Below are 26,537 nucleotides of genomic sequence, written 5' to 3'. Positions count from 1 at the left end.
TCATGACCGCCCGGCGCCGGGGAAGGTGCGCCAGGTGGGCACGGAGCGGGTGGAGGCCACGGACCGCGTCGGGCCGGGCGCACCGACCGGACGGGCCCGGTTGACGGGCCCCGGCGGGTGTGCTCCACTGCGCCGCAACTCTATCGCCCAGGCCCCGGCAGTCAATGGTCCGCTCCGGCGCACCACCCGGGCGGCGGTACGGATCACCGCAGGTCGCGGCCGTGGGGGCGGCCCCGGTCCGGCACCGGCCGGGGGCCCTCGCGAAACACCGCGCGCCCCACCCCCGCGGCCGGCCCGGGAGCCCGGCCGCACCGGCCCCGGCACCGGCCCCGGCACGGGCACCGGCGCATGCACCCGTGCAGGCCGGCACCACCCCGGGGCCGGGCCGCCCGTTGTGGCGATGCACCCGATCGCGGCGGCTCGTTCTGTAGCTCCTCACCCCACCGCGCGGGCCAGGACGGCACTAACGTCACCACCATGACAGTGACACCCGACCGGCCCACGCCGACCGCCGCTGCCGACTCCCCCAGCCCCGCCGTCATCGACCGCTTCGTCACGGCCAACCGCGAGTACGCGGTGACCTTCCGGGACGGCGGCATGGACGCCCGCCCGGTCCAGCGGATCGCCGTGGTGGCCTGCATGGACGCCCGCCTCGACCTGTTCGCGGCGCTCGGCCTCGAACTGGGCGACGCCCACGTCATCCGCAACGCGGGCGGCGTCGTCACCGACGACACCATCCGCTCCCTCACCATCAGCCAGCGCGCCCTCGGCACCCGCTCGGTCGCGCTGATCCACCACACCGGCTGCGGCCTGCTCGGCCTCACCGAGGACTTCCGCCGGGAGCTGGAACTGGAGGTCGGCCAGCGCCCGCAGTGGGCGGTGGAGTCCTTCGTCGACCTGGACGGCGACGTCCGCCAGTCCATGCAGCGGGTCCGCACCTCCCCGTTCCTGCTGCACACCGACGACGTCCGCGGCTTCGTCTTCGACGTCCACACCGGACTGCTGCGCGAGATCCACTGACGGCCGGCGCCCCGCCCGCCCCTCCCGGCCGACGGCGTCCGGGCCGGCGGGGCCTCCCGGCGGCCGCCCCGCTCCCGAGGGTGACTTCTGACCTCCGCACGGGGGAGAATGCGCCTGCCGGTCGGACCCCGAACCACCTGGGGCGGCCAGGCCGCAGGCCGCGCCGGGCGCCGGATCCCCGATCGGAACCGCCCCCGGAACGGCCGCGTCAAGCATGGGGTGGGGTCCGGCCTCGGGGTGAGGCGGGCACAGCGTGCCAGGGAGCGTAAACGGGTGACGAGCTACAGCGATCAGGCCGGTCTCGGCGGTCCCGCGGGGGGCGGCCAGGGGGCGGACGGTTACCACCGGATCGGACTTCCCGAGCTCGCCGCGGTCGTGGACCGGGTCCGCGCCAACATCGAGAGCGTCATCGAGGGCAAGCCGGAGGCCGTCCGGATCGCGCTGACCGTCCTGCTCGCCGAGGGCCACCTGCTGCTCGAGGACGTGCCCGGCGTCGGCAAGACCATGCTGGCCAAGGCGCTCGCCCGCTCGGTCGACTGCACGGTGCGCCGCATCCAGTTCACGCCCGACCTGCTGCCCTCGGACGTGACCGGCACCAACATCTACGACCAGCACCAGCGCGACTTCGAGTTCCGCCCGGGCGCGATCTTCGCGCAGATCGTCGTCGGCGACGAGATCAACCGGGCCTCGCCCAAGACCCAGTCCGCGCTCCTGGAGTCCATGGAGGAGCGCCAGGTCACCATCGACGGCACCAGCTACGAGCTGCCGTCCCCGTTCATGGTCGTGGCCACCCAGAACCCGGTCGAGATGGAGGGCACCTACCCCCTCCCGGAGGCCCAGCGGGACCGCTTCATGGCCCGGATCTCGATCGGCTACCCGAGCCCCGAGGCCGAGTTCGCGATGCTCGACGTCCACGCCGGCGCCAGCCCGCTGGAGGACCTCCAGCCGGTCGCGCACGCCGCCGACATCCTCAAGCTGATCGACCTGGTCCGCACCGTGCACATCGCCGACCCGGTCCGCCGCTACGCCGTCGACCTGGTCGGCGCCACCCGCAGCAGCCACGAGCTGCGCCTGGGCGCCTCGCCCCGCGCCACCCTGCACCTGGTCCGGGCCGCCCGCGCCGCCGCCGCGCTCGACGGGCGCGACTACGTCACCCCGGACGACATCCAGCGCCTCGCCGTGCCCGTCCTCGCGCACCGCCTGATGCCGACCGCCGAGACCCAGCTCAGCCGCCGCACCTCCGAGCAGATCGTGACCGACCTGGTCGCCCGGCTCCCGCTGCCGCGCCCGCAGGGCGGCCCGGCCGTCCGGAGGGGCTGAGGTGCCGTCCGACCCGACGTCAGGCGTGCGGGCCGGGCTGCGCGGCCTCACCACCCGGGGGCGTTCCTTCCTCGCCGCCGGCATCACCGCGGTGCTCTGCGCCTACCTGCTCGACCAGGACGCGCTGCTGCGCGTGGGCCTGCTGCTCGCCGCCCTGCCGCTGGCCGCCGCGATGGTGGTCGCCAACACCCGCTACCGGGTGGCCAGCGGGCGCCGGCTGAGCCCGCGCCGGGCCGTGGCCGGCCAGGAGGCCCGGGTCCACCTGCGGGTCGACAACGTCTCCCGGGTGCCCACCGGCCTGCTGCTCCTGGAGGACAAGGTCCCGTACGTGCTCGGGCCGCGCCCGCGCTTCGTCCTGGACCGGGTCGAACCGCGCGGCTACCGCGAGGTCTCCTACCGGGTCCGCTCGGACCTGCGCGGCCGCTACCCGCTCGGGCCGCTCCAGCTGCGGCTGTCCGACCCGTTCGGCATGTGCGAGGTCAACCGCTCCTTCTCCGCCTCCGACGTCCTCACCGTCGTGCCCCGGATCCAGGCCCTGCCGCACGTGCGGCTCAGCGGCGAGTGGGCCGGGCAGGGCGAGAGCCGCTCCCGCACGCTGGCGCTGGCCGGCGACGACGACGTGATCCTGCGCGAGTACCGCCCCGGCGACGACCTGCGCCGGGTGCACTGGAAGTCCACCGCCCGGTACGGCGAGCTGATGGTGCGCCGCGAGGAGCAGCCGCAGCGCGCCCGGGCGACCGTCCTGCTGGACACCCGCGAGATCGGCCACCGGGGCAGCGGCCCCGCCTCGTCCTTCGAGTGGGCGGTCAGCTGCGCCGCCTCCGTCGCCGCGCACCTGCTGGAACGCGGCTACCAGACCCGGCTGCTCACCGACACCGGCCAGAGCGTCCCCGGCCCCGGCACCGGCGGCACCAACACCGCCGCCGACTCCTCCGGGCTGATCCTGGACGCCCTCGCGATCGCCGACCTGTCCGACGGCGGCGGGCTCTCCCGCGCCGAGGAGCCGCTGCGCGCCGGCGGCGAGGGCCTGCTGGTCGCCGTCCTCGGCGACCTGGACGAGGAGCAGGCCACCCGGCTGGCCCGGCTGCGCAGCCGCACCGGCGGGGCCGTCGCCCTGCTGCTGGACACCGGCACCTGGGCGGGCCTGCGGATGCTCGCCCCGGACACCGGCGGCGAGCAGTTCCAGGCCCGCGTCCGGCAGCTGCGCGAGGCCGGCTGGACCGTCCTGCCGGTCCGCTCCGGTGACTCCCTCCCGGACCTGTGGCGGGCCGCCGACGGCGCCAGGACGACCTCCCCCTACCGAGAAGAGGCCGGCGCGTGACCACCCGGGCCAAACTGACCGTGTACTCGGCGCTGGCCACCGCCCTCGCCTCGCTCTGTCTGACCCCGCTGCTCACCACCAGCAGCTGGATCGCCCACGCCTTCCTGGTGGTCGTGGTGATCGCCGCGGCCGGCGCGGGCCTGCGCCGCTCCCCGCTGTACCGCTGGACGGTCCCGGTCGGGCAGCTGCTGGTGCTGCTCCTGCTGCTGCTCGTCGGCTTCGCCGGCTCCGGCGCCCTCTGGGGCGGCCTGGTGCCCGGCCCGTCCTCGATGCGCGTCCTCGACCAGGTCTTCGCCTCCGGTCTGGACGACATCCAGCAGTACGCGATCCCGGCACCGCCCAACGCCGGCCTGCGGCTGATCCTGGTCGCCTCGATCGGCCTGGTCGCCGTGGCCGTGGACACCATCGCGGTGACGTACCGGCACTCGGCGCTGGCCGGGCTGCCGCTGCTGGCCCTGTACTCGGTCGGCAACGGCCTGGCCGGGGACCGCGGCAGCTGGCTCTGGTTCGGCCTGGCCGCGGCCGGCTACCTGGTGCTGCTGTTCGCCGAGGGCCAGGACCGGGTGTCCCGCTGGGGCCGGGTCTTCCGGGGCACCTCGCGCGGCACCGAGGGCGGGCGGGCGGTCGGCGTGGGCGGCCAGCAGATCGGCATCCTCGCGCTCGTCGCGGCCCTGCTGCTGCCCGCCCTGCTCCCGCACTGGGAGTCCGGCCTGATCGGGTCCGGCTCGGCCGGGCCCGGCGGCAAGGGCGGCTACGGCGCCGCCACCAGCCTCGACCCGCTGGTCAGCCTGGAGTCGGAGGTCACCAAGCCCACCGACACCGAGCTGCTCAGCTACACCCTGGACACCGAACTCGCCGACCAGATCTACCTGCGGACCGGTTCGCTGGACCAGTTCGACGGCACCAACTGGAAGCTCAGCAGCACCGCGGTCACCGACCTCCCGACCACCCTGCCCTCCCCCGAGGGCCTGCGGGACGCCAACCTCCCGCGGATCGAGGGCGAGTTCCGGATCAGCAACCAGCTGGAGAAGAGCTGGCTGCCGATGCCCTACCCGGCCGCCACCGTGCAGGTCCCCAACCGGTCCGACTGGAAGCTCGACCCGCTGACCCGCACCGTCGTCCCGACCAACGACCGGGCGATCCGCGGCCTGAGCTACCACGTCACCGCCCTGGACCTGCGCCCCACCGCGAACGAGCTGCGCACCGTGCCGCTCGCCCCGCAGGACATCCGCGAGCGCTACACCGCCGTCCCCGCCGACCTGCCCCCGGTGGTCGCCCAGCAGGCCCGGGCGGTCACCGCCAACGCCCAGAACGACTACGACCGGGCGACGGCCCTGGTGAACTACTTCACCAGCTCGCAGTTCACCTACGACACCACGGTCAGCGGCGGCACCGGCAACAACGCGATCGCCGTCTTCCTGCGCGACCGCAGGGGCTTCTGCGTCCACTTCGCCTCCACCATGGCGGCGATGGCCCGCGTGCTGAAGATCCCGGCCCGGGTCGCGGTCGGATTCACCCCCGGCGACGCCAAGGGCGGGAACGTCTACTCGGTGAACGGCCGGATGTACCACGCCTGGCCCGAGCTCTACTTCTCGGGCTTCGGCTGGATGCGCTTCGAGCCCACCCCGAGCCGCGGCGTCCAGCCCCGCTACACCGAGCAGTCCAGCGTCCCGACCACCGCCCCGACCCAGCAGCCGACCGCGGCCCCGCAGAGCTCGGCGGCCGTCCCGGCGCCGACCACCAGCAAGGACTGCGACGCCAAGCTGCGTCAGATGGGCGAGTGCGGCGACAAGGGCAAGGCCGTCAGCAGCGCCGCCGACGACTCCTGGCTGCTCTCCGCCCAGGTGCTGGGCACCGCCGCCACCGTGCTGCTGGTGCTGGTGCTGCTGCTGGTGCCGATGTTCTGGCGCACGGCGCTGCGCCGGCGCCGCCTCGGTGGCGGCGGGCGCCGCCGCCCCGGCGGCAGCGGCCCGGCCGAGCTGACCGACGCCCAGGTGCTGGCCGCCTGGGACGAGCTGGTCGACTCCGCCTGGGACCTCGGGATTCCCCCGGACGAGTCGCGCACTCCGCGCTCGGCCGCCCGGCGGATCGCCGAGGAGGCGGACCTGGACGCGGAGTCGGCGGCGGCCACCGGCCGTCTGGCACTGGCCACCGAGCGGGTGCTCTACGCCCCGTCCGGCCAGGTCACCACCGCCCCGCTGGCGGCCGACGTCCGGACGGCCCGGCAGGGCCTGCTGGCCACCGCCGGCCGGGCCGGGCGGACCAGGGCGGTGCTGCTGCCGCCGTCCTCGGCGCAGTTGTGGTGGCGGATCTCCGAGGCGCTGCTCACGGCGCGTACGGCGGCCGGCAACCGGACGGCCCGGCTCTCCGCGGCGATCACCGGCCCGGTGCGGCGGCTGACCTCCCGGCGCGGGCGCGACGGGGAGTCCTGACGGGGCCGCGCCCGGACGCGCGAAACGCCGGGGCGGGCAGTCGGACCGACTGCCCGCCCCGGCGTTCGTTCCGGCCGGCGCGCCCGGCGCCGTGCCGTGCGCTCAGAACCCGCCGGTCTGCTCGTCCCGGCGGCGCTGCCAGCGCTGCTCCACGCGGTCCATCATCCCGGCCTTGCGGCGCGGTGCGGCGGCCGGCCGGGGGCCGGAGCCCTGGCTCGCGGGCCCGCGGCGCCAACCCGTCACGGCGAACACCGCGCACCCGAGCATCACCAGGAAACCCACGACGCTGACCCAGATCTGGTCCGGGACGACCATGCCGCCCATCAGCAGGCCGATGCCCACCACGAAGCCGCCGACGGCCAGGTAGACCCGCCGACGGGTGTAGGTGCGCAGCCCGGTTCCCTCAAGCGCAGACGCGAATTTGGGATCTTCGGCATACAGCGCTCGCTCCATCTGGTCGAGCAGTCGCTGCTCGTGCTCCGAGAGCGGCACGGAGTCCTCCTACTCGTCGGTCGCGGGTGCGACCGGTCCGCCGACCCGGTCGGGGCGGCAAGTCCAATCAGCCATCGGTGCACACGGTCGGACGCCTGTGCGGGGGACCCGGCCCGTGTCGTCCATATGCCCCACGCATCCGGCTGTCATGCTTTCCGGCTTTACCCAGATCATACGGTCCGTGGGCCCGTTACGGGGTGGTCTGCGCCGCGTGGGACGGGCCACTTCGACCGGGCGGGGCCGCATCATCCTCAACGCGGTGGGGCGCGGACAAGTGCCCGAACGGGTGGAATCCGTCCGGAGCTGGGGAGGTTCCGGAGCGCAGCGCGGCGACCGGCCGTCGTACGGGAAGCGAACCGCCGCCGCACGGTGCGCGAACCGTACGGCGGCGGAGGGGCCCGGAACGTCTCAGCCGAGCGTGGCCAGCAGGTGCAGCTGGGTCGCCACGGCGTGGAAGGCGGGCTGCGCGGCGGCGGCCTCCTCCAGCTTCAGCAGCGCCTCCATCGCGCCCGGCTCGGTGTCCACCAGCACACCGGGGACGAGGTCCGCGAAGACCCGGACGCCGTGCACGGACTCGACCGTCAGGCCCGCGCCCTCGGCCAGCAGGCCGAGCTCCTCGCCGGTGAAGCGGCGCGGCATCGGGTCCTGCTCGCCCCAGCGGCCGTCGGCGGCGGACAGCACCGTCCGGGCCTCGGTGAAGTGCCCGGACAGCGCGCGGGCCAGCACGGCGCCGTTGCGGTTGGCGGCCAGCAGGCTGACCAGGCCGCCCTTGCGCAGGGTGCCGGCGAGGCTGCCGAGCGCCTCCGCCGGGTCGTCCACGACCTCCAGCACTCCGTGGCAGAGCACCGCGTCCACCGTGCCCGGGGCGACCAGCTCGGGCAGCGTCTGGGTGTCGCCCTGGACGGCCCGGACCAGCTCCGTCACCCCGGCCTCGGCGGCGCGGCGCTCGAGGGCGAACAGCGCGTCGGGGCTGGGGTCGACCACGGTGACCCGGTGGCCCAGCTTGGCCACCGGCACGGCGAAGTTGCCGGTGCCGCCGCCGGTGTCGACCACGTCGAGCACCGGCTGGTCCAGCTCGGCCGCCCGCTTCTCCAGGGCTGCCCGCACCACCTCCCACACCACGGCGGTACGCAGGGCACTGCGGGGACGCGTCGGGTACACGGTGGGGCTCCTTGGCACGTGCAGATCGATCAGGATGCCTCCACCTTAGACCGACCGGTTGACGGGGCCCGTCACCACCGGCGGGTCGTCCACGTCCAGGGGTAACCGCGGGGCCGGCGGCGCCGGGCGCAGGCCCAGCAGCCGTTCGACCAGGCGCAGGAACAGGGCGGAGTTGCGGACCAGGTCATCGGCGTCGCGGGCGCTCGCAGCGCCCCTGATCCCGGCCTCGGCGGCGGCCCGGCGGCGCGCGCCCGCGCCGTAGTAGACGGCCCACTCGGCCAGCTCGGGGGCCACCTCGGGCAGCACCTCCCAGGCGCTGCGGATGGCTCTGCGCCGGCGCGGGTCCTTCTCCGGCCGGCCGCGCACCGCCAGCACGGCCGCCACGGTGCGCAGCGCCGCCAGGTGGGCCGCCGCGTACCGCTCCAGCGGATCCTCCAGGGCGCGCGCCTGGTCGAGGGTGCGGTGGGCGTCGGCCAGCAGGTCGAGGGCGGCGGGCGGCGCGGCCGTCCGGCGCAGGACGGGATGGACGTCGCCGCCGCGCGGCGGGTGCGGCAGGGCGGCGGAGTGGAGGCGGGCGGTGACGGGCTCAGGACGGCTGACGGTCATGGTCTCCCCCGTTCCGAGGCAGCGCGCGGACCGGGCGGTCCGTGCTCCTCCATCGTGAACGGGACCACTGACAACGCGGCCGGAAACGGGTGCCGGCGGCCGGCGCGGGCCTGTCCCCCCAGGTCCCGCGCCGCCGCCGTGCGCCGCCGCTCCGCCCCTCCCCCGAGGGCGGTGGTGGCGAGCTCCCCCCGAGCTCCCCCCACAGTGGCCGGTCTCCCCCCGGCCCGCTCCGCCGCCCCGTGTCGGCGGTGCGGTGACCGTGACCGGCACCCGAGGCGGACCACCGCCGCCGCCCCTCCGGCCCCTCGTGGCCGACTGGGGCGGACGTGGTCCGCCGACCGGTCCGTCGGCGCCCGACGCGCCGCCGTCCCGGTGCCCCTACTCTCCCGTCCCGAGGGGCCCCGGGGCCATCCGCTGACGTACTCAACCGCGGATCTGAGTATCCGTACTCAGATCCCCCGCGGCCGGTCCGCCGACGGCCGGAACCGGCGGGTCGGCGGGGGACGTCCCGGTACGGTACGGCGTGCAGTGCTCGAACGGAACGGGGGGAGCCACATCATGAGGAGGGGGAGACGATGACGGTCCTGCCGCTGATCTTCACCAGCGGACTCGCCAGCGGCATCAACGCCTACGCGGTGGTGCTGCTGCTCGGACTGCTGGGCCGGTTCGCCGGCGCGGACTCGGTGCCGCCCGCACTGGAACGCACCGACGTGCTGATCGCCGCCGCCGTGCTCTTCCTGCTGGAGGCGGTGGCCGACAAGATCCCGTTCGTGGACAGCCTCTGGGACTCCGTCCACACCGTCATCCGGCCGATCGCCGGCGCCACCGTCGGCGCCCTGATCGCGAGCGCCGACCCGGGCTCGCTGGGCGAGGTCGCGGCCGGTGCCATGGGCGGCACGACGGCACTGGTCAGCCATCTGGTGAAGGCCTCGCTGCGGATGGCCGTCAACACCTCGCCCGAGCCGGCCAGCAACATCGCGGTCAGCATGGCGGAGGACGTCTCGGTGGCGGGCCTGGTGACGCTGGCGATCTTCCATCCCTGGCTGGCCGCATCGATCGCCGCCGTCCTGCTCGCCGCGGGGCTGCTGCTGGTCTGGTTCGCGATCAACCGGATCCGGGCCTTCCGGGCCCGCCGCCGGGAGCGCCGCGCCGCCCGCGAGCAGCGCGAACAGCCCGGCCGGCCGTCGGAGGAGCAGTACGCCCGGCGTTTCTAGGCCGTGACCGCGGCGTCCTAGGATCAGTGCCATGGCACGGATCGTCATCATCGGCGCAGGAATGAGCGGGCTCGCGGCGGCCTCGCGGCTGGGCACCCTCGGACACCGGGTGACGGTCTGCGAGGCCGCCGGCACGTACGGGGGCATGGTCGGCCGGTACGAGCGCGACGGCTTCGCCTTCGACACCGGCCCCGGCCTGCTCACCCTCCCGGCCGTCTACCGCGACCTCGCCCTGAAGACCGGCCGGGAGCCGCTGGAGCAGCTCGTCGACCTGGCACCGGTGGACCCGGAGAGCCGGCACCTGTTCCCGGACGGCACGGCCGTCGACCTGCCCAACGCCTCCCGCGGCGGCGTCAGCCAGGCCCTGGACGCCGCCTTCGGCGCCGGCTCCGGCGCCCGCTGGAGCGAGGTCATGAACCACGGCCGGACGGTCTGGGAGGCGACCCGCCGCCCGCTCCTGGAGGAGCCGCTGCCCGCCGACCCGACCCCGCTGCACACCGACCCGTACCCCGTCCCGCCGCGGCGCGGCCTGCTCGCCAGGCTCGGCCGGCCGCGCCCGTGGACCCTGGCCGACGTCGCCGCCCGGGAGCTCGGCGGCCACCCCGGCCTCACCGCGCTGCTGCACGAGCACGCGCTGCGGTTCGGGCTGCACCCGCACACCGCTCCGGCCAGCGCCACCGTGCTGCCGTACATGGAGCAGTCCTTCGGCGTCTGGTACGTCCGCGGGGGTCTGCGGGCGCTGGCCGACGCCGTCCACCGGCGCTGCGAGCAGCGCGGGGTCGCGTTCCGCTTCGACACCGCGGTCACCCGGGTGGTCGTCGAGGAGGGCCGGGCCCGCGGTGTCGAGACCGCGGCCGGCCGGATCGACGCCGACCTGGTGATCGCCGCGACGGACGCCCGGACCCTCCTCGACCCCCGGAGCGCCGGCCTCCCCGCGCCGGCCGGCACCGGGCCGACCCCGGCGCCGGGCCGCTTCGGCGTGCTGCTCGCCCTGCGCGGCCCCCGGCCGGCGGGCGCCCCGCACCGGACCGTCGTGCACGCCGCCGACCCGGCGGCCGAGTCGGCCGTCCTGGCCGGCGCGGCCGCGCCCTGCGACCGCCCGACGGTGCAGGTGCTCCGCCCGGACGACCCGTCGCTGCGGCCGGACGACGGCCACGAGAGCGTGGTGCTGACCGCGACCGTGCCCGCCCAGGGCGCCGTCGACTGGACGGTCCCGGGGGTCGCTGAACGCTACGCCGACCGGCTGCTCGACCACGTCGACGCGGCCGGGCTCGGCCTGCGCGAGCGGGTGCTGTGGCGGGTCGTCCGCACCCCGGAGACCACGTTCCGGGAGACCGGCGCCCCCGGCGGCTCCGTCCCGGCCCCGGCCCTCGCCGGGCCCGCGGGCGAGTGGCTGCGGCTCCCCAACGAGTCCCCGACACCCGGCCTGTACCTCGTCGGCGGGTCGGCCCACCCGGGCGGCGGGCTGGCCCGCACCGGAATGTCGGCCTGCATCGCCGCGAACCTCGTCGGCCCGGCCTGAGCCCGGCCTGAGTCCGGCCTGAGCCCGGCCCGGGGCCCGCGCGGGCGGGCTCCGGTCAGCCCTGGTGCCAGGTGTTCTGCTGCTGGTAGCCGTAGGCGTGCTGGTCGTAGGCCTGCTGCTGGGGGATCCCCTGCTGGTGCTGCTGCTCCGGGTGCTGCTGGTGCTGCTGCTGGTCGGGGTGCTGCCAGTTCTGCTGCTGGTCCCAGCCGGCCTGCTGCTGCGGGTAGGCCTGGTACTGGTCCTGCTGCTGGTAGCCCGCGTACGGGTCCTGGACCTGCTGCTGGGGGTAACCGCCGTAGCCCTGGTCGTAGGCGAAGGCGGGCTGCTGCTGGGTCTGCCACTGCTGCTGGTCGTAGGCCGGCTGCTGCTGGGGCTGCACGGCGTCGTAGCCGGCCTGGTAGGCCTCGGCGTAGGGGTCGTGCGACTGCTGCTGCTCGTAGTAGGACTGGGCGTAGACGCCGTCCTGGGCGAGCTCCTGCATCTCGAAGGCGGCGGTCTGCTCGACCTCGGGGGCGGCCTCGGCGGCCGGGGCGACGGCCTCCGGCAGCGGGGGCTCCTCGACGGCGCTGACCTCGCCGACCCGGGGGGCGGCGGCCTCGACCGCGGCCACCGCGACGGCGCCGCCGGTCAGGGCGCCCAGCAGGGGCACCTTGGCGAGCGGGCCGGGCAGGCTGCCGTCGGCCTTGCGCAGCGACCAGCCGCCCTGGTGGCCGCGCTTCACCGAGAGGGTGACGAAGGTCTGGCCGACGGCGAACAGGGCGGCGCCGGCGCCGATCACCGGGACCGACCCGAGGACCATGCCGGCGGCCACCGCGAGGAAGCCGACCAGGGCGAGGGCCCGCCAGTGCAGCGGGGCGCGGTTCTGCAGCAGCACCTCCGCGAGGAGCCAGAGCGCCACCACCGCCAACGCGACGTACAGCAGCAGGTATCCGATGCCCATCCGCCCGCTACCTCCAGTCGCGTGCCCGCGCGCGCCGCGCGTGTGCGGCGACTGTACCGGTTCAACGGCCGGGGTACCGCATCGCGTTCCCGCCGCTCGGGAGCGGGGCGCACACGACCGAGCCCGGCACCGGCGGACCGGTGACGGGCTCGTGGGGGTGCGGCCGGGTGCGCGTCCGGGTGGGCGCGGCGCCGGGCGCCGCGTCAGGCGTGGCGCTGGTGCAGGCCCAGGTTCTGGTAGATCTCCAGCGTCGCCGTGGAGTGGTTGAGGGTGATGAAGTGCAGGCCGGGCGCACCCTCGGCGAGGAGCCGCTCCGCCATCGCGGTGGCGTGCTCCATGCCGATCGCCCGCAGCGCCGCCGGGTCGTCGATGGCGGCCCGCAGTCGGGCCTCCAGGTCGACGGGGAAGGCGGAGCCGCTCAGCTGCGGGAAGCGCTCCAGCTGCCGGGCGTTGGTGACGGGCATGATCTCCGGGATGATCGGCGTCTCGCAGCCGGCGGCGGTGACCCGGTCGCGCAGCCGCAGGTAGTCGTCGACCTCGAAGAACATCTGGGTGATCGCGTAGTCGGCGCCGGCCCGGATCTTCCCGACGAAGTGCCGGATGTCCTCGTCCCAGTCGGTCGAGCGCGGGTGCATGTTCGGCGAGGCCGCGACGCCGACGCAGAAGTCGCCGATGCCCTTGATCAGTTCGACCAGCTCGTACGCGTAGGTGACGCCCTCCGGGTGGCTGACCCACTCGCCCGTCGGGTCGCCGGGCGGGTCGCCCCGGACCGCGAGGACGTTGCGGACGCCCTGGTCGGCGTACTGGCCGATGATGTTGCGCAGCTCGGCGACCGAGTGGTCGACGGCCGTCAGGTGGGCGACCGGGGTGAGCGTGGTCTCGGTGGCGATCCGGCCGACCATGTTGACGGTGCGCTCGCGCGAGGAGCCGCCGGCGCCGTACGTCATGCAGACGAAGTTGGGGTCGAGCGGTTCGAGGCGGCGGATGGCGTCCCAGAGCTTCTGCTCCCCGGCTTCGGTGCGCGGGGGCATGAACTCGAAGGAGAAGGACCGCTTTCCGGCCGCCAGGAGCTCGCGGACCGTCTGTGCGCGGTCCGGTCTGGTGGAAGCGATTCCGAGTGCCATGCTGGCAGGTTATCCGGCGTTCGAAGGGGCCGGACAACTCGGTTCCACGGATTGAGACACCTGGTGGACGCCGTTCGGGTGGCCCTACCGGCCGGTAGGTCCGGGCCCGAACACCTGCTCGCACAGCCGTTCCCAGCCGCCCCGCTACGCTTGCTGCACCCCCAGCGAACCAGCGGAGCCTCATCGTGACCTCGTCCAGCAACCGGCCGGCCAACCCCATTGACGTGGAGGACGTCCGCACCCGCGTCAACGCCGCCCTCGCCGCGTTCATGGACGGCCAGGCCGCCCTGCTGGACAAGATCTCCCCCCAGCTGGCCCCCGCCACGGACGCCCTGCGCGACTTCCTGCTGGACGGCGGCAAGCGGCTGCGCCCGGCCTTCTGCTACTGGGGCTGGCGCGGCGCCGGCGGCCCGGCCGACGGCGCGGGGATCGCCAACGCGGCCGCCGCCCTCGAACTGCTCCAGGCGAGTGCCCTGGTGCACGACGACCTGATGGACCGCAGCGACACCCGCCGCGGCCTGCCCTCCGTCCACCGCCGCTTCGAGGCCCTGCACCGGGACAGCGGCTGGCGCGGCGACCGCGAGCAGTACGGGGCCTCGGCCGCGGTGCTGCTCGGCGACCTGCTGCTGATCTGGTGCGACGAGCTGTTCCTGCGCTCCGGCCTGGAGCCGGCGGCGGTGCTGGCCGCCAAGCCGGTGTTCGACCTGATGCGCACCGAGGTCATGGTCGGCCAGTACCTGGACGTGCTGGAGCCGGTGGCCGGCGACTCGGCGGACGCGGGCGCGCTGGAGCGGGCGCAGGCCGTGCTGCACTACAAGTCGGCGAAGTACACGATCGAGCGGCCGCTGCAGGTCGGCGCGCTGCTGGCCGGGGCCGGGCCGGAGCTGGTGGCGGCGTTCGGGGCGTTCGGCCTGCCGCTGGGCGAGGCGTTCCAGCTGCGCGACGACCTGCTCGGCGTCTTCGGCGATCCGGCGGTCACCGGCAAGCCCGCCGGGGACGACCTGCGCGAGGGCAAGCGGACCCTGCTGGTGGCGCACGCGATGCGCGGCCTGTCCGCCGCCGACGCCCGGCACCTGGACGAGCGCCTCGGCGCGCCGGACCTCGCCCCCGAGGAGGTCGCCGGGCTGCGCGCCCTGGTCGCCCGCAGCGGCGCGCCCGAACGGGTGGAGCGCCGGATCGAGGAACTGATGCGGCAGTCGCTGACCGCGCTGGAGGCGGCGCCGCTCGCCGACGAGCGGGCCCGGGCGGTGCTGCTGGCGCTGGCCGAGGCCGCCACCGTCCGCAAGTACTGAGGCACCGCGGACAGCGGCGGACGACGGGGTCAGGCCGCGCGCACCCGGCGCGACAGCTCGGCGGCGGCGGCCCGCGGGTCGTCCGCCGCGGTGATGGCGCGCACCACCACGATCCGGCGGGCGCCGGCGGCGAGCACCTCGTCGAGGTTCCCGAGGTCGATCCCGCCGATGGCGAACCACGGCCGGTCGGTGTCCCGCGCGGCCGCGTAGGAGACCAGGCCGATGCCCGGCGCCGGGCGGCCCGGCTTGGTCGGGGTCGGCCAGACCGGACCGGTGCAGAAGTAGTCCACGCCGGGCTCGGCGATCGCCGCGTCCACCTCGGACTCGGCGTGGCAGGACCGCCCGATCAGCACGTCCTCGCCGAGGATCGCCCGGGCGGCCGGCACCGGCAGGTCGTCCTGCCCGAGGTGCAGCACGTCCGGCCGGGCCGTGTGGGCGACGTCGGCGCGGTCGTTGACGGACAGCAGCTTGCCGTGGCGCCGGCACGCGTCCGCGAAGACCTCCAGGGCCTCCAGTTCCTGCCGCGCCTCCAGGCCCTTGTCCCGGAGCTGGACGACGTCCACCCCGCCGGACAGCGCCGCGTCGAGGAACTCGGCCAGGTCGCCCTGCTCGCGCCGGGCGTCGGTGCACAGGTACAGCCGGGCGTCGGCCAGCCGGGCCCGGGGGCCGGCGGCCGGCGCGGGGGTCGTCACAGCGCCATCGCCTGGGCGCGCCGCTTCACCTCGGTCGCCCGGTTCTCGCAGAGGGCCTGCGCCGGGGTCCCGGGCAGCGACGGGTCCTCGGTGAACATCCACTCGACGATCTCCTCGTCGCTGAACCCGCTGTCGCGCAGCACCGTCAGCAGGCCGACCAGGTGCTTGACCGGGCCCTCCTCGTCGATGAACGCGGCCGGGACCTGCAGCGACTTGTTGGGTCCGCGGCGTACCGCGATCAGCTCACCCTTCTTGACCATGTTGCGGACCTCGGTGACGAGCACGCCCCACCGCTCGGAGATGTCGGGCAGGTACAGCCACTCGGGGACCAGGGCATCAGTCTTCGCATCGATCTCACTCACGGCACCAGACTGCCACCTCGACGGGCCCCCGCGCACCAAGGGGCCGGTCAGAGGGCGGCGGCGGCCTTCAGCGGCACGGCCGGATCCGCCGCGCGGACCGGGTCCAGGGCGGTGCCGCGCTCGATCAGCCGCCGGCCCTGGGTGAGGTCGCGCGGCCGGTCGACGGTCAGCAGCGCGCTCGGCACCCCGTCGCGCAGCCAGAGCACCGCCCAGGAGGCGTCCCCGGGGCCGCCGCGCCACAGCATCCGGTCGCCCGCGGCGTGCCGCCCGGCGTACTGGACCATCCGCCCGAACTGCTCCGACCAGAAGTACGGCACCGGGTCGTACGGCGGCGCCTCCGCGCCGAGCACCGCGGCCGCCGCCGCCTCGCCGGACTGCAGCGCGTGGTCCCAGTGCTGGACGGCCAGCCGGGCACCGACCCGGGCGGAGGGGTAGCTGACGCAGTCGCCGGCCGCGAAGACGCCCGGCGCGCCCGTGCGCAGGCGCTCGTCGACCAGCACCGCGCCGGTGCCGTCCAGCTCGACGCCGGAGCCGGCCAGCCAGTCGGTCGCGGGCCGGGCCCCGACCCCGACCACCACCTCGTCGGCGGCCAGGTGCGAGCCGTCCGCCAGCAGCACCGAGCCGGACTCCACTGCGGCGACGCCGACCCCGCAGCGCAGCTCGACACCCGCCTCGGCGTACCAGGCGGCCATCGCCGAACCGACCTCGGTCGGCAGCGCACCGGGCAGCGGGGCCGGGCCCGCCTCCACCACCGTCACCGTGCAGCCGGCCTCGCGGGCCGCGGTGGCCACCTCGGCGCCGATCCAGCCCGCGCCGACCAGCACCAGGCGCAGCCCGGGCCGCAGCAGGGCCCGCAGCGCGAGCGCGTCGTCCAGGGTGTGCAGCAGGTGCGCGCGCTCGGCGCCGGGCAGCCGCCGCGGGGTGGCGCCGGTGGCGATCACCAGTGCGCCGTAGGGGAGTTCACCGCCGTCGGTGTGCAGCACGCCGGGGGTGAGGCCGGTGGCGCGGCGGCCGGTGAGCAGCTCGATGCCGAGGTGCGGGTAGTCGATGTCGAGGGGGGTGGCGTCGGTCTTGCCGAGCAGCACCTCCTTGGACAGCGGCGGCCGGTCGTACGGCGCGTGCCGCTCCTCGCCGACCAGCACGATCCGCCCCCGCCAGCCGCCCTGCCGTAGCTTGAGGGCGCACTGCGCCCCGGCCAGCCCGGCTCCGACGACGACCACCTGATCCGTTCCGCTCAGCTCTGCCACGCCCGTCACTGTACTCAGCGCCCTCGACGCCCGGTCGAGGCGTCCACCAGGGGGACCGCACGCCCGCCCGGCCGGCCGCGGGCACCCCCCACCTGCGCACTCTCCGTCCACCCCTCGTACACGCCTTCGGCCGGGCCGACCACCGGCGTTATGGTGGGGGCACGATCACGGGAGCCCGGCGGACCGGGCTGAGAGGCGGGCTGGCACGGCCTGCGACCGTCCGAACCTGATCCGGGTCATACCGGCGAAGGGAGAAGAGCAGCTTTGACACGCTTGGCACCGGGCGCCCGCGCCGACGTGCTGGTGGTCGGCGGGGGCCTGATCGGTCTCGCCGTCGCCTGGCGGGCGGCGCAGCGCGGACTGGCGACGGTCGTGGTCGACCCCTCCCCCGGCGGCGGGGCGGCCCGGGTCGCGGCCGGGATGCTCGCGCCGGTCACCGAGCTGCAGTACGGCGAGGAGCCGTTGCTGCGCCTCGGCATGGCCTCGAACGAGCGGTACGCCGCCTTCGCCGCCGAACTGACCGAGGCGAGCGGCGGCGCGGACACCGGCTACCGGCGGTGCGGCACGCTCGCCGTGGCGCTGGACTCCGACGACCGGGCGGAACTGCGCGAACTGCACGCCTTCCACCAGCGGCTCGGCCTGGACTCGACCTGGCTGACCGGCCGGGAGGCCCGCCGCATGGAGCCGATGCTCGCCCCCGGCGTGCGCGGCGGCCTGCACGTCGCCGACGACCACCAGGTGGACGGCCGCCGGCTGCTCGCCGCGCTGCTGCTGGCCGGCGAGGCCGCGGGCGTGGTCGTGCGGCGCACCCCGGCGGTCGAGCTGCTGGTCGAGGGCGACCGGGCGGTGGGGGTGCGGCTCGGCGACGGCGGGGCGGTGACCGCCGACCGGGTGGTGCTCGCGGCCGGCCCGCACAGCCACCGGCTGCCCGGCCTGCCGGACGGGGTGCTGCCGCCCGTCCGCCCGGTGAAGGGGCAGATCCTGCGGCTGCAGGTGCCCGGGGCGTACCGGCCGTTCCTGTCCCGCAACGTCCGCGCCGTGGTGCGCGGGCAGCACCTGTACCTGGTGCCCCGGGAGGACGGCGAGCTGGTGATCGGCGCGACCACCGAGGAACAGGGCTACGACACCACGGTGACCGCCGGCGGGGTCTACGAACTACTGCGCGACGCACACGAGTTGGTCCCCGGGATCACCGAACTCCCGCTACTGGAGACCTCCGCCGGGCTGCGCCCCGGCTCGCCGGACAACGCGCCGCTGCTGGGCCCGACCGCCCTGCCCGGACTGGTCGCCGCCACCGGCCACTACCGCAACGGGGTGCTGCTCGCCCCGGTGACCGCCGACCTGCTCGCCGAGTACCTGGCGACCGGCGAACTCCCCGAGCTGGCACAGCCGTTCACCCCCACCCGGTTCTCCCCCGACCGCTCCACCACGAAGGCCTCCGCATGACCGAGATCGCACTGACCGTCAACGGCGAGCCCCGCCGGGTGCCCGCCACGACCACCCTCGCCGAGGTGGTGGCCACCCTCAGCACGGCCCACTCCGGCGTCGCCGCCGCGCTCAACGAGGCCGTGGTGCCCCGGGGTTCGTGGTCCGACACGGCGCTGTCCGCGGGCGACCGGATCGAGATCCTCACCGCCGTCCAGGGAGGCTGACCATGGCCGACGACCTGCTGACCATCGCCGGGGCGACCTTCGGCTCCCGGCTGATCATGGGCACCGGTGGCGCCCCGAGCCTGGAGGTCCTGGAGCGCGCGCTGCTGACCTCCGGCACCGAGCTCACCACCGTGGCGATGCGCCGGGTGGACGCCTCCACCCAGGGCTCCGTCCTGGACGTGCTGACCCGCAACGGCATCCGCGTGCTGCCCAACACGGCCGGCTGCTACACCGCCGGGGAGGCCGTGCTGACCGCCCGGCTGGCCCGCGAGGCGCTCGGCACCGACTGGGTGAAGCTGGAGGTGATCGCCGACGAGCGGACCCTCCTGCCGGACCCGATCGAGCTGCTGGACGCCGCCGAGACCCTCGTCGACGACGGCTTCACGGTGCTCCCGTACACCAACGACGACCCGGTGCTGGCCCGCAAGCTGGAGGACGTCGGCTGCGCGGCGATCATGCCGCTCGGCTCGCCGATCGGCTCCGGCCTGGGCATCCGCAACCCGCACAACTTCCAGCTGATCGTGGAGGGCGCGAACGTCCCGGTGATCCTGGACGCGGGCGCCGGAACCGCCTCCGACGTCGCGCTGGCGATGGAGCTGGGCTGCGCGGCCGTGATGCTCGCCTCCGCGGTGACCAGGGCGCAGGACCCGGTGCTGATGGCCGAGGCGATGCGGCACGCCGCCGAGGCCGGCCGGCTCGCGTTCCGGGCCGGCCGCATCCCGCGCCGCTTCCACGCCGAGGCCTCCTCGGCGATGGCCGGCCGGGCGGACCTGGACACCCGCGAGCGCCCCGCCTTCTGACGCCGGAACACCCGCGGCGCCCGGGGGCGTCCCGTGTCACAAGCCGGGCACAGCCGGGCCCGGGGGCGGTGTCCCCAGGGTCCGGTGCGCGCCCGCGGCACTAGACTCCCCCGGGTGGACATGGCACTGCACGACCCGCTGATCGGTACCCTGCTGGACGGCCGGTACCGGGTCGAGCAGCGCATCGCGACCGGCGGGATGTCCACCGTCTACAAGGGCACCGACACCCGGCTGGACCGGGTCGTCGCCCTCAAGGTGATGCACCCCTCGCTGGCCGGTGACGACGGCTTCACCGCCCGGTTCATCCGCGAGGCCAAGGCCGTCGCCCGGCTCACCCACCCCAACGTGGTCAACGTCTTCGACCAGGGCGCGGACGGCGGGAACGTCTTCCTCGCGATGGAGTACGTGCCCGGCCGCACGCTGCGCGACCTGCTGCGCGACCGCGGCGCGCTGTCCGTCCGGGCCGCGCTGGACGTGCTGGAGCCGGTGCTCGCCGCCCTGGGCGCCGCCCACCGGGCCGGGCTGGTGCACCGCGACGTCAAGCCGGAGAACGTGCTGATCACCGAGGGCGGCCTGGTCAAGGTCGCCGACTTCGGCCTGGTCCGGGTGCTCGGCACCGCGGACGGCGCCCCCACCTCGACCAGCACCGCGACCGGCGGCACCGTCCTGGGCACCGTCTCCTACCTCGCTCCCGAGCAGATCCTCCCGGACGCCCCCACCGACCAGCGGGTCGACGTCTACGCGGCCGGCATCCTGCTCTACGAGATGCTCACCGGCCGCCGCCCGCACACCGGCGACAACCCCGTCCAGGTCATGTACAAGCACCTGCACGAGGACGTCCCGGCCCCCTCGCTGACCGCCCCGGCCGTCCCCGCCGCGCTGGACGCGATAGTGGCCGGCGCCTGCGCGCGGACGGCCGACGCCCGCCCGTACGACGCGGTCGAGCTGCTCGCCGCCCTGCAGCGGGTCCGCCGCACGCTCACCCCGGCCGAGCTGGACGCCGAGCCGCCGGCCTCCACCCGGCCCAGCCCGCGCTACCCGACCAGCGAGCCGACCTCGGTCATCCAGCCGCTGCCGCACCCGGCCGACGCCCCGCCGCCCGAGCGCACCAGCGTGCTGGACGTCCCGGCGGACCTGATGGACCAGCTGCTGGTCGAGCCGCGCCCGTACGACGAGCCGACCCCGGTGCGCCGGCGCCGCCCCGGACGGCTGCGCCGCGTCCCGCGCCGCCCGCTGCTCTGGGTCGCCGCGCTGAGCGCCCTGGTGCTGGCGGTCGGCGGCGTCACCTACGGCCTCTCCGAGGGCCTGTACGGACCGGTGCCCGGTGTGCTCGGCAAGGACCGGGCCGAGGCGCAGCGGATCCTGGACAAGGAGGGCATGCACGGCCGGTTCGTCGAGGCGTTCAGCGAGAGCGTCCCGGCCGGGCAGGTCATCGCCACCGACCCCGGGGTGGGGGCGCGGGCCCGCAAGAGCGACACCGTGACGGTGACCGTCTCCAAGGGCCCCAAGCGGATCGCCGTGCCGGACGTCACCGGCAAGCCCGCCGGCCAGGCGGCCGAGGCGCTGGCCGCCGCCCAGCTGACCAGGGGCGGGGTGACCGAGACCTACGACGACACCGTGCCGGAGGGCGCGGTGATCAGCAGCTCTCCGGCGGCCGGGCAGCTGCTGCAGGAGAACGCCGCGGTGTCGCTGGTGGTCAGCAAGGGCATGGTGCCCGTGCCCGACGTCACCGGCATGAGCAAGGACGACGCGGCGAAGACCCTGCAGGCGGCCGGTTTCACGATGCAGACCACCGGGGTCAACCTGTTCGGCACGGGCAAGGTGTCCGGCCAGTCCCCCGCGGCCGGCGAGCGCCGCCCGCAGCACACCGCGGTGACGGTCAACTTCCCGTTCTTCTAGAGCGGGTCGGGCGGCTCAGCGGAGCGGGCCGTCGCCCGGCTCCTCCTGGTAGGAGTAGCGCTGCTCACGCCACGGGTCGGCCAGGTTGTGGTAGCCGCGCTCCTCCCAGAAGCCGCGGCGGTCGGCCCGCATGTACTCCACCGCGCGGACCCACTTGGGGCCCTTCCAGGCGTACAGCTGCGGGACGACCAGCCGGACCGGGAAGCCGTGTTCGGCGGTCAGCGTCTCGCCGTTGCGGTGGGTGGCCAGGACCGTCCGCGGGTCGGCGAAGTCGGCCAGCCGCAGGTTGGCGCTGTAGCCGTACTCGGCCCAGACCATGACGTGGGTGACGCCGGGCGCGGGGGGCACCAGGTCGAGCAGGGCGGCCGCCGGCACACCCGTCCACTCGTTGCCGAGCAGCGTGAACTTGGTGACGCAGTGCAGGTCGGCGACGACGGTGGTGCGGGGCAGGGTCTGGAAGGCGGTGAAGTCCCAGCTGTGCTTCTCCGCCGAGGCGGTCGCGCCGAACACCTGGAGGTCCCAGGTCAGCGGTTTGAAGCGGGGCACCGGACCGTAGTGCAGGGCGGGCCAGCCGCGCTGCGCGCGCTGCCCCGGGGGGATCCTCGGGTCAGACGGCGGAAGTGGTTCTTGTTCGGACTGACCCATGGCTCCATGGTGACAGACGGCGGCCGGGGCCCGGCGCGCGCCCCTTCTGCGGGCTGCACGCCCCGCTCGTACGGGCCAACGGTCGGCTGACCCCGGAACCTTCCCGGCTAAATCGGATATTCCGACACATGTCCTAGTGAGTGTGAACTTACTGGAATTTCCGCCCACCCCGGTGCCAGGATGCGCAACGCGGGACCCACCGCAGGCCGAAGCGCAGGGAGGCAGCGCCATGCAGGGCGATCCAGAGGTCATCGAGTTCCTCAACGAGCAGCTCACCGCGGAGCTCACCGCGATCAACCAGTACTTCCTGCACGCCAAGATGCAGGAGAACTTCGGCTGGACGAAGCTCGCCAAGTACACCCGGCACGAGTCCTTCGACGAGATGAAGCACGCCGAGACCCTCACCGACCGGATCCTCTTCCTGGACGGGCTGCCGAACTACCAACGGCTGTTCCACGTCCGGATCGGCCAGACGGTCAAGGAGATGTTCGAGGCGGACCGCCAGGTCGAGGTCGAGGCGATCGACCGCCTGAAGCGCGGGATCGTGGTGATGCGCGCCAAGAACGACGTCACCTCGGCGAACATCTTCGAGGACATCCTGGCGGACGAGGAGCACCACATCGACTACCTCGACACCCAGCTGGAGCTCCTGGAGAAGCTCGGCGAGGCGCTCTACCTCGCCCAGCTGATCGAGCAGCCGGAGTCCTGAGGCGCCGGAGCCCTGAGGCCTCAGGCCGCGCGCAGCACCCTGACCGGGGCCGGCGCCCCGGACGCCGGCGGGGCCTGCTCCGGGGCCTCCGGATCGGCCAGGCCGAGCTTCGCGGCGAGCCGGGCGGTCGGGCACGGCCGGGCGCCGTGCTCGCCGAGCAGCGCCTGGATCCGGCGGACGCAGGACCCGCAGTCGGTGCCGGCCTTGCAGCCCCTGGCGATCTGGCGGGGGCTGTCGGCACCGGCGTCGATCGCCTTCTTCACCTGGTCCTCGGTGACCGCATGGCACATGCACACGTACATCGCAGGTCTCCCGGGGGGGGGTGGAGCGGATTGGATCTTGACTAAGGCTTGCCTTAGTTCACTAAGCCTCACCTTACCCGGCGATCCGGGCACGAAAAAGCCCCTCCGGGCTCGGGAATCCCGAAACCGGAGGGGCCTTCGTCACATCTCGGTGATCGCCCCGCTCTCCGGGGCGGCCGCCTCACTGCCCGCGGTACATCTCCGCGACCAGGAACGCCAGGTCCAGCGACTGGCTGCGGTTGAGCCGCGGGTCGCAGGCCGTCTCGTAGCGCTGGTGCAGGTCGTCGACCAGCACCTCGTCGCCGCCGCCGACGCACTCGGTCACGTCGTCGCCGGTCAGCTCCACGTGGATGCCGCCCGGGTGGGTGCCGAGCGCGCGGTGCACCTCGAAGAAGCCCTTGACCTCGTCGAGCACGTCGTCGAAGCGGCGGGTCTTGTGGCCGCTGGAGGCCTCGAAGGTGTTGCCGTGCATCGGGTCGCAGATCCACACCGGCTGCGCGCCGGAGGCGGTGACCTTCTCCACCAGGGTGGGCAGGTGCTCGCGGACCTTGCCGGCACCCATCCGGGTGATGAAGGTCAGGCGGCCCGGCTCGCGCTCCGGGTCCAGCTTCTCGATCAGGGTCAGCGCCTCGTCGACCGAGGTGGTCGGGCCGAGCTTCACCCCGATCGGGTTGCGGACCTTCGAGGCGAACTCGATGTGCGCGTGGTCCAGCTGACGGGTGCGCTCGCCGATCCACACCATGTGGCCGGAGACGTCGTACAGCTCGCCGGTGCGCGAGTCCACACGGGTCATCGCGGTCTCGTAGTCGAGGATCAGCGCCTCGTGCGAGGAGTAGAACTCGACGGTCCTGAACTCCTCCGGGGCGACGCCGCAGGCGTTCATGAACGCCAGGGCGTTGTCGATCTCCCGGGCGAGCTGCTCGTAGCGCTGGCCGGCCGGCGAGTTGCGCACGAAGTCCTGGTTCCAGGCGTGCACCTGGCGCAGGTCCGCGTAACCACCGGTGGTGAAGGCGCGCACCAGGTTGAGCGTCGCGGCGGACGCGTTGTACATCCGCTTCAGGCGCTCCGGGTCCGGGATGCGGGACTCGGGGGTGAACTCGAAGCCGTTCACCGAGTCGCCGCGGTAGACCGGGAGGGTGACGCCGTCCCGGGTCTCGGTCGACTTGGAGCGCGGCTTGGAGTACTGGCCGGCGATGCGGCCGACCTTCACGACCGGCACCGAGGCGGCGTACGTCAGCACCGCCGCCATCTGCAGCAGGGTCTTCAGCTTGTTGCGGATGTGCTCCGCCGAGACGCCGTCGAAGGCCTCGGCACAGTCACCGCCCTGCAGCAGGAACGCCTCACCACGCGCCACGGCTCCGAGCCGGGCGCGCAGCTGGTCGCACTCGCCGGCGAAGACGAGCGGCGGATAGGAGGCGAGCTCGGCAAGGGTCTTGCGCAGAGCCTCTTGGTCCGGCCATTCAGGCTGCTGCGCCGCGGGCAGGGACTGCCAGGAGTGGGGATTCGTCACGGTCACACCGCCAAGGCTACGGGGTGACGCGAGCGATTCGTGACCATTGCCCGAGGGATGAGACACGACTCGGACAATCACGTGACGGGGCTCACCCGCCCGGCCCCATCCGCTACGCTCGAGCCATGCACGCGCCCCACACCCACTCCTGGTGGTGGGCCTCCCCCAAGGGTGGCCCACCGATCGCGCGTTCCTAGACGAACACGACGGCCGCCCCTCGGGGCGGCCGTCGGCGTCTGAGCAGCCGGCCCTCCGGGAGCGGATCCACGCACCGCACCTCGCCAGTCCACCCGGAAGGAAGCCGTTCCCGTGACCACCGCCGCCGATCTGCTCACCCGTCTCACCTCCCCCGGCGCCCCCGCCTTCGCCCTGCTGCACCGCCGCACCCCGCGGCTCGCCCCGGACACCGTCGAGGTGCTGCTGGGCACCGTCGACGAGTACCCGCACCTCGCCGACCTGCCGGTCCGCACCGGCGTGCCGGCCGCCGGCCCCGTCCACGACCTGCTCGCACTCGTCCCGTACCGGCAGATCCGCGAGCGCGGCTTCGAGGCACACGACGACGGCACCCCGCTGCAGGCCCTCTCGGTGACCGAGCAGTTCGCCCTGCCGTTGGCCGAATTCAACTCCGCCCTACCGCAGTTGCCGGTGAACCTCACCGGCGGCTCGTTCGACGTCGACGACGAGGCCTACGCGGCGATCGTCCGCCGGGTGATCGAGGACGAGATCGGCAACGGCGAGGGCGCCAACTTCGTGATCCGGCGCGACTTCCGCGCCACGCTCGAGGACTTCTCCCCCGCGCTCGCCCTCTCCCTGTTCCGGCGCCTGCTGGAGCAGGAGCGCGGCGCGTACTGGACGTTCCTGGTGCACACCGGCGAGCGCGTGCTGGTCGGCGCCTCCCCGGAGGTGCACGTCCGGCAGAGCGGCGGCACCGTCGTGATGAACCCGATCTCGGGGACGTACCGCTATCCGGCCGGCGGCTCGGACATCGACTCGCTGCTCCACTTCCTCCACGACCCCAAGGAGCTGGAGGAGTTGACGATGGTCGTCGACGAGGAACTGAAGATGATGTGCACCGTCGGCGACCTCGGCGGGCAGGTGCTCGGACCCCGCCTCAAGGAGATGTCCCACCTGGCGCACACCGAGTACGAGCTGCGCGGGCGCACCTCGCTGGACGTCCGCGAGGTGCTCCGCGAGACGATGTTCGCCGCCACCGTCACCGGCAGCCCGGTGCAGAACGCCACCCGGGTCATCAAGCGCTACGAGCCGGGCGGGCGCGGCTACTACTCCGGCGCGCTGGCGCTGATCGGCCGCTCCGCCAGCGGCGGGCAGCTGCTCGACTCCCCGATCTGCATCCGCACCGCCGACATCGACCCGGCCACCGGCGGCCTGGTCGTCCGGGTCGGCGCCACGCTGGTGCGCCACTCCGTCCCGGAGTCCGAGGTCGCCGAGACCCACGCCAAGGCCGCCGGGGTGCTCACCGCCATCGGCGCCCGGCCCGCCCCCGCCCGACTGCCCGGCCCCACCGGCCCCCGGCTGGCCGACGACCACCGGGTCCAGGCCGCGCTGGACGCCCGGCGGGCCGACCTCGCACCGTTCTGGCTGCGGATGCAGACCCCGGCGGTGGTCACCGAGCCCGCGCCGACCCTGGTCGTCGACGGCGAGGACACCTTCACCGCGATGCTCTCCCACCTGCTCACCTCGATCGGCCACCGGGTCACCGTGGTGCGCTACGACCGGCCGGCGCTGCGCGAGCTCGTCGCGGCGCACGACGGCCCGCTGGTGCTCGGCCCCGGACCGGGCGACCCGGCCCTCGCGGACGACCCCAAGATGGCCCTGCTGCGGCCGGTCGTCGCCGACGCGCTGGCCGCCGCCCGCTCCGGTGCCCGCAGCGCGCCGCTGCTCGCGGTCTGCCTCAGCCACCAGCTGCTCTCCGCCGAGCTCGGACTGGGCCTGGGCCGCAAGGCCGTCCCGTACCAGGGGGCGCAGGAGAGCATCGACCTCTTCGGCACCAAGCGGACGGTCGGCTTCTACAACGCGTTCACCGCGCGCTGCTCGGACGCCGACGCGGCCCGGCTGGCCGCCGAGGGCGTCGAGGTCGCCCGGGACGCCGTCACCGGCGACGTGCACGCCCTGCGCGGACCGGGCTTCGCGGGCCTCCAGTTCCACCCCGAGTCGGTGCTGACCCGCGACGGCGTGGACATCGTGGCGGGCCTGCTGCGCGAAACGGCGGCCGTCCGGCGCTGAGCGGGCGGCCGGCGGGCCGTCCCGGGCCGGG

24 protein-coding genes and 1 riboswitch are annotated in these 26,537 nt (G+C 74.7%); of the genes, 13 read left to right on the top strand and 11 right to left on the bottom strand.

Going from position 1 to position 26,537, the window contains the following annotated elements; all coding sequences use genetic code 11:
- Positions 1-477: 477 nt before the first annotated feature.
- The 4 genes from ACIA8Q_RS18805 to ACIA8Q_RS18790 all read left to right on the top strand — a co-directional run bounded on the left by ACIA8Q_RS18805 (position 478) and on the right by ACIA8Q_RS18790 (position 6,093).
- Complete coding sequence (locus ACIA8Q_RS18805; protein WP_360207360.1) at positions 478-1,020, top strand: carbonic anhydrase; 543 nt, start codon at positions 478-480, stop codon at positions 1,018-1,020.
- A 348-nt stretch (positions 1,021-1,368) separates the two neighbouring features.
- A complete protein-coding gene (locus ACIA8Q_RS18800; protein ID WP_360207677.1) occupies positions 1,369-2,340 on the top strand; it encodes a MoxR family ATPase in 972 nt (323 codons plus the stop codon).
- 1 nt (position 2,341) lies between these two features.
- A complete protein-coding gene (locus ACIA8Q_RS18795) occupies positions 2,342-3,661 on the top strand; it encodes a DUF58 domain-containing protein (protein WP_360207363.1) in 1,320 nt (439 codons plus the stop codon).
- Positions 3,658-6,093: a DUF3488 and DUF4129 domain-containing transglutaminase family protein gene (locus ACIA8Q_RS18790; protein WP_396317458.1), complete on the top strand. Its 2,436-nt coding sequence runs from the start codon at positions 3,658-3,660 to the stop codon at positions 6,091-6,093. The genes ACIA8Q_RS18795 and ACIA8Q_RS18790 overlap by 4 nt, the downstream gene beginning before the upstream one ends.
- Before the next feature lie 102 nt (positions 6,094-6,195).
- Here the strand turns inward: ACIA8Q_RS18790 and ACIA8Q_RS18785 are convergent, their stop codons facing one another.
- The 3 genes from ACIA8Q_RS18785 to ACIA8Q_RS18775 all read right to left on the bottom strand — a co-directional run bounded on the left by ACIA8Q_RS18785 (position 6,196) and on the right by ACIA8Q_RS18775 (position 8,352).
- A complete protein-coding gene (locus ACIA8Q_RS18785) occupies positions 6,196-6,585 on the bottom strand; it encodes a DUF3040 domain-containing protein (RefSeq protein ID WP_360207367.1) in 390 nt (129 codons plus the stop codon).
- A gap of 408 nt (positions 6,586-6,993) precedes the next feature.
- On the bottom strand, positions 6,994-7,746 hold the full coding sequence (locus tag ACIA8Q_RS18780; protein ID WP_360207370.1) for a methyltransferase domain-containing protein: 753 nt from the start codon (positions 7,744-7,746) through the stop codon (positions 6,994-6,996).
- Between the two features lie 45 nt (positions 7,747-7,791).
- Positions 7,792-8,352, bottom strand: coding sequence for an SAV_6107 family HEPN domain-containing protein (locus tag ACIA8Q_RS18775; RefSeq protein ID WP_360207372.1), 561 nt, complete (start codon positions 8,350-8,352; stop codon positions 7,792-7,794).
- Positions 8,353-8,927: 575 nt separating this feature from the next.
- Between ACIA8Q_RS18775 and ACIA8Q_RS18770 the strand changes: the two genes are divergently transcribed.
- The gene (locus ACIA8Q_RS18770) at positions 8,928-9,566 is read left to right on the top strand and encodes a DUF4126 domain-containing protein (protein WP_360207375.1); all 639 of its coding nucleotides are present in this window, start codon (positions 8,928-8,930) and stop codon (positions 9,564-9,566) included.
- 31 nt (positions 9,567-9,597) lie between these two features.
- On the top strand, positions 9,598-11,088 hold the full coding sequence (locus tag ACIA8Q_RS18765; protein ID WP_360207378.1) for an NAD(P)/FAD-dependent oxidoreductase: 1,491 nt from the start codon (positions 9,598-9,600) through the stop codon (positions 11,086-11,088).
- 55 nt (positions 11,089-11,143) lie between these two features.
- Here the strand turns inward: ACIA8Q_RS18765 and ACIA8Q_RS18760 are convergent, their stop codons facing one another.
- Both ACIA8Q_RS18760 and metF read right to left on the bottom strand, forming a co-directional pair.
- A complete protein-coding gene (locus ACIA8Q_RS18760; RefSeq protein WP_360207380.1) occupies positions 11,144-12,028 on the bottom strand; it encodes a hypothetical protein in 885 nt (294 codons plus the stop codon).
- 203 nt (positions 12,029-12,231) lie between these two features.
- The gene (metF, locus tag ACIA8Q_RS18755) at positions 12,232-13,152 is read right to left on the bottom strand and encodes a methylenetetrahydrofolate reductase [NAD(P)H] (protein ID WP_360207383.1); all 921 of its coding nucleotides are present in this window, start codon (positions 13,150-13,152) and stop codon (positions 12,232-12,234) included.
- A 185-nt stretch (positions 13,153-13,337) separates the two neighbouring features.
- Here metF and ACIA8Q_RS18750 point away from each other — a divergent pair, with 185 nt between their 5' ends.
- On the top strand, positions 13,338-14,444 hold the full coding sequence (locus tag ACIA8Q_RS18750; RefSeq protein ID WP_360207386.1) for a polyprenyl synthetase family protein: 1,107 nt from the start codon (positions 13,338-13,340) through the stop codon (positions 14,442-14,444).
- 29 nt (positions 14,445-14,473) lie between these two features.
- Here the strand turns inward: ACIA8Q_RS18750 and thiE are convergent, their stop codons facing one another.
- From thiE to ACIA8Q_RS18735, 3 genes are read right to left on the bottom strand one after another with little or no spacing between them, the layout of a single operon-like run.
- Positions 14,474-15,136 (bottom strand): thiamine phosphate synthase, encoded by a 663-nt coding sequence (gene thiE / locus ACIA8Q_RS18745; protein WP_360207389.1) that lies wholly within the window; start codon positions 15,134-15,136, stop codon positions 14,474-14,476.
- Positions 15,133-15,498 (bottom strand): Rv2175c family DNA-binding protein, encoded by a 366-nt coding sequence (locus tag ACIA8Q_RS18740; protein ID WP_360207391.1) that lies wholly within the window; start codon positions 15,496-15,498, stop codon positions 15,133-15,135. The genes thiE and ACIA8Q_RS18740 overlap by 4 nt, the downstream gene beginning before the upstream one ends.
- Before the next feature lie 47 nt (positions 15,499-15,545).
- Complete coding sequence (locus ACIA8Q_RS18735) at positions 15,546-16,754, bottom strand: FAD-dependent oxidoreductase (protein ID WP_360207394.1); 1,209 nt, start codon at positions 16,752-16,754, stop codon at positions 15,546-15,548.
- Positions 16,755-16,902: 148 nt separating this feature from the next.
- Positions 16,903-17,015: riboswitch (TPP riboswitch) on the top strand.
- Between ACIA8Q_RS18735 and thiO the strand changes: the two genes are divergently transcribed.
- From thiO to pknB, 4 genes are all read left to right on the top strand, one after another.
- On the top strand, positions 17,010-18,191 hold the full coding sequence (gene thiO / locus ACIA8Q_RS18730; protein WP_387898377.1) for a glycine oxidase ThiO: 1,182 nt from the start codon (positions 17,010-17,012) through the stop codon (positions 18,189-18,191). Its footprint overlaps the riboswitch before it by 6 nt.
- Entirely contained in the window at positions 18,188-18,397 is a 210-nt protein-coding gene (thiS, locus tag ACIA8Q_RS18725) for a sulfur carrier protein ThiS (RefSeq protein WP_360207399.1), read from the top strand. Before thiO ends, thiS begins: the two co-directional genes overlap by 4 nt.
- Positions 18,398-18,399: 2 nt before the next feature.
- Positions 18,400-19,197: a thiazole synthase gene (locus ACIA8Q_RS18720; protein WP_360207402.1), complete on the top strand. Its 798-nt coding sequence runs from the start codon at positions 18,400-18,402 to the stop codon at positions 19,195-19,197.
- A gap of 120 nt (positions 19,198-19,317) precedes the next feature.
- On the top strand, positions 19,318-21,096 hold the full coding sequence (gene pknB / locus ACIA8Q_RS18715; RefSeq protein WP_360207680.1) for a Stk1 family PASTA domain-containing Ser/Thr kinase: 1,779 nt from the start codon (positions 19,318-19,320) through the stop codon (positions 21,094-21,096).
- A 15-nt stretch (positions 21,097-21,111) separates the two neighbouring features.
- Here the strand turns inward: pknB and ACIA8Q_RS18710 are convergent, their stop codons facing one another.
- A complete protein-coding gene (locus ACIA8Q_RS18710; RefSeq protein WP_360207404.1) occupies positions 21,112-21,741 on the bottom strand; it encodes a molybdopterin-dependent oxidoreductase in 630 nt (209 codons plus the stop codon).
- A 229-nt stretch (positions 21,742-21,970) separates the two neighbouring features.
- On the opposite strand from ACIA8Q_RS18710, the gene bfr reads away from it, so the two are divergent.
- Entirely contained in the window at positions 21,971-22,450 is a 480-nt protein-coding gene (gene bfr, locus ACIA8Q_RS18705; protein ID WP_030239990.1) for a bacterioferritin, read from the top strand.
- Between the two features lie 20 nt (positions 22,451-22,470).
- Here the strand turns inward: bfr and ACIA8Q_RS18700 are convergent, their stop codons facing one another.
- Positions 22,471-22,752, bottom strand: coding sequence for a (2Fe-2S)-binding protein (locus tag ACIA8Q_RS18700; protein ID WP_360207407.1), 282 nt, complete (start codon positions 22,750-22,752; stop codon positions 22,471-22,473).
- A 181-nt stretch (positions 22,753-22,933) separates the two neighbouring features.
- On the bottom strand, positions 22,934-24,268 hold the full coding sequence (locus ACIA8Q_RS18695) for a class II 3-deoxy-7-phosphoheptulonate synthase (protein WP_360207409.1): 1,335 nt from the start codon (positions 24,266-24,268) through the stop codon (positions 22,934-22,936).
- A 303-nt stretch (positions 24,269-24,571) separates the two neighbouring features.
- Here ACIA8Q_RS18695 and ACIA8Q_RS18690 point away from each other — a divergent pair, with 303 nt between their 5' ends.
- Entirely contained in the window at positions 24,572-26,506 is a 1,935-nt protein-coding gene (locus tag ACIA8Q_RS18690) for an anthranilate synthase family protein (protein ID WP_360207412.1), read from the top strand.
- The last annotated feature ends 31 nt before the right edge of the window (positions 26,507-26,537 follow it).

Origin of the sequence: Kitasatospora sp. NPDC051705 (assembly GCF_044453265.1) — a bacterium.
Taxonomy (GTDB): Bacteria; Actinomycetota; Actinomycetes; order Streptomycetales; family Streptomycetaceae; genus Kitasatospora.
This window is presented reverse-complemented; position numbering and strand designations above follow the sequence as displayed.

Coding starts and splice junctions, on each gene's coding strand:
- ACIA8Q_RS18805 (WP_360207360.1), top strand. CDS start 478: ATGACAGTGACACCCGACCGGCCCACGCCGACCGCCGCTGCCGACTCC.
- ACIA8Q_RS18775 (WP_360207372.1), bottom strand. CDS start 8,352: ATGACCGTCAGCCGTCCTGAGCCCGTCACCGCCCGCCTCCACTCCGCC.
- ACIA8Q_RS18770 (WP_360207375.1), top strand. CDS start 8,928: ATGACGGTCCTGCCGCTGATCTTCACCAGCGGACTCGCCAGCGGCATC.
- ACIA8Q_RS18765 (WP_360207378.1), top strand. CDS start 9,598: ATGGCACGGATCGTCATCATCGGCGCAGGAATGAGCGGGCTCGCGGCG.
- ACIA8Q_RS18760 (WP_360207380.1), bottom strand. CDS start 12,028: ATGGGCATCGGATACCTGCTGCTGTACGTCGCGTTGGCGGTGGTGGCG.
- metF (WP_360207383.1), bottom strand. CDS start 13,152: ATGGCACTCGGAATCGCTTCCACCAGACCGGACCGCGCACAGACGGTC.
- thiS (WP_360207399.1), top strand. CDS start 18,188: ATGACCGAGATCGCACTGACCGTCAACGGCGAGCCCCGCCGGGTGCCC.
- ACIA8Q_RS18720 (WP_360207402.1), top strand. CDS start 18,400: ATGGCCGACGACCTGCTGACCATCGCCGGGGCGACCTTCGGCTCCCGG.
- pknB (WP_360207680.1), top strand. CDS start 19,318: ATGGCACTGCACGACCCGCTGATCGGTACCCTGCTGGACGGCCGGTAC.
- ACIA8Q_RS18710 (WP_360207404.1), bottom strand. CDS start 21,741: ATGGGTCAGTCCGAACAAGAACCACTTCCGCCGTCTGACCCGAGGATC.
- bfr (WP_030239990.1), top strand. CDS start 21,971: ATGCAGGGCGATCCAGAGGTCATCGAGTTCCTCAACGAGCAGCTCACC.
- ACIA8Q_RS18700 (WP_360207407.1), bottom strand. CDS start 22,752: ATGTACGTGTGCATGTGCCATGCGGTCACCGAGGACCAGGTGAAGAAG.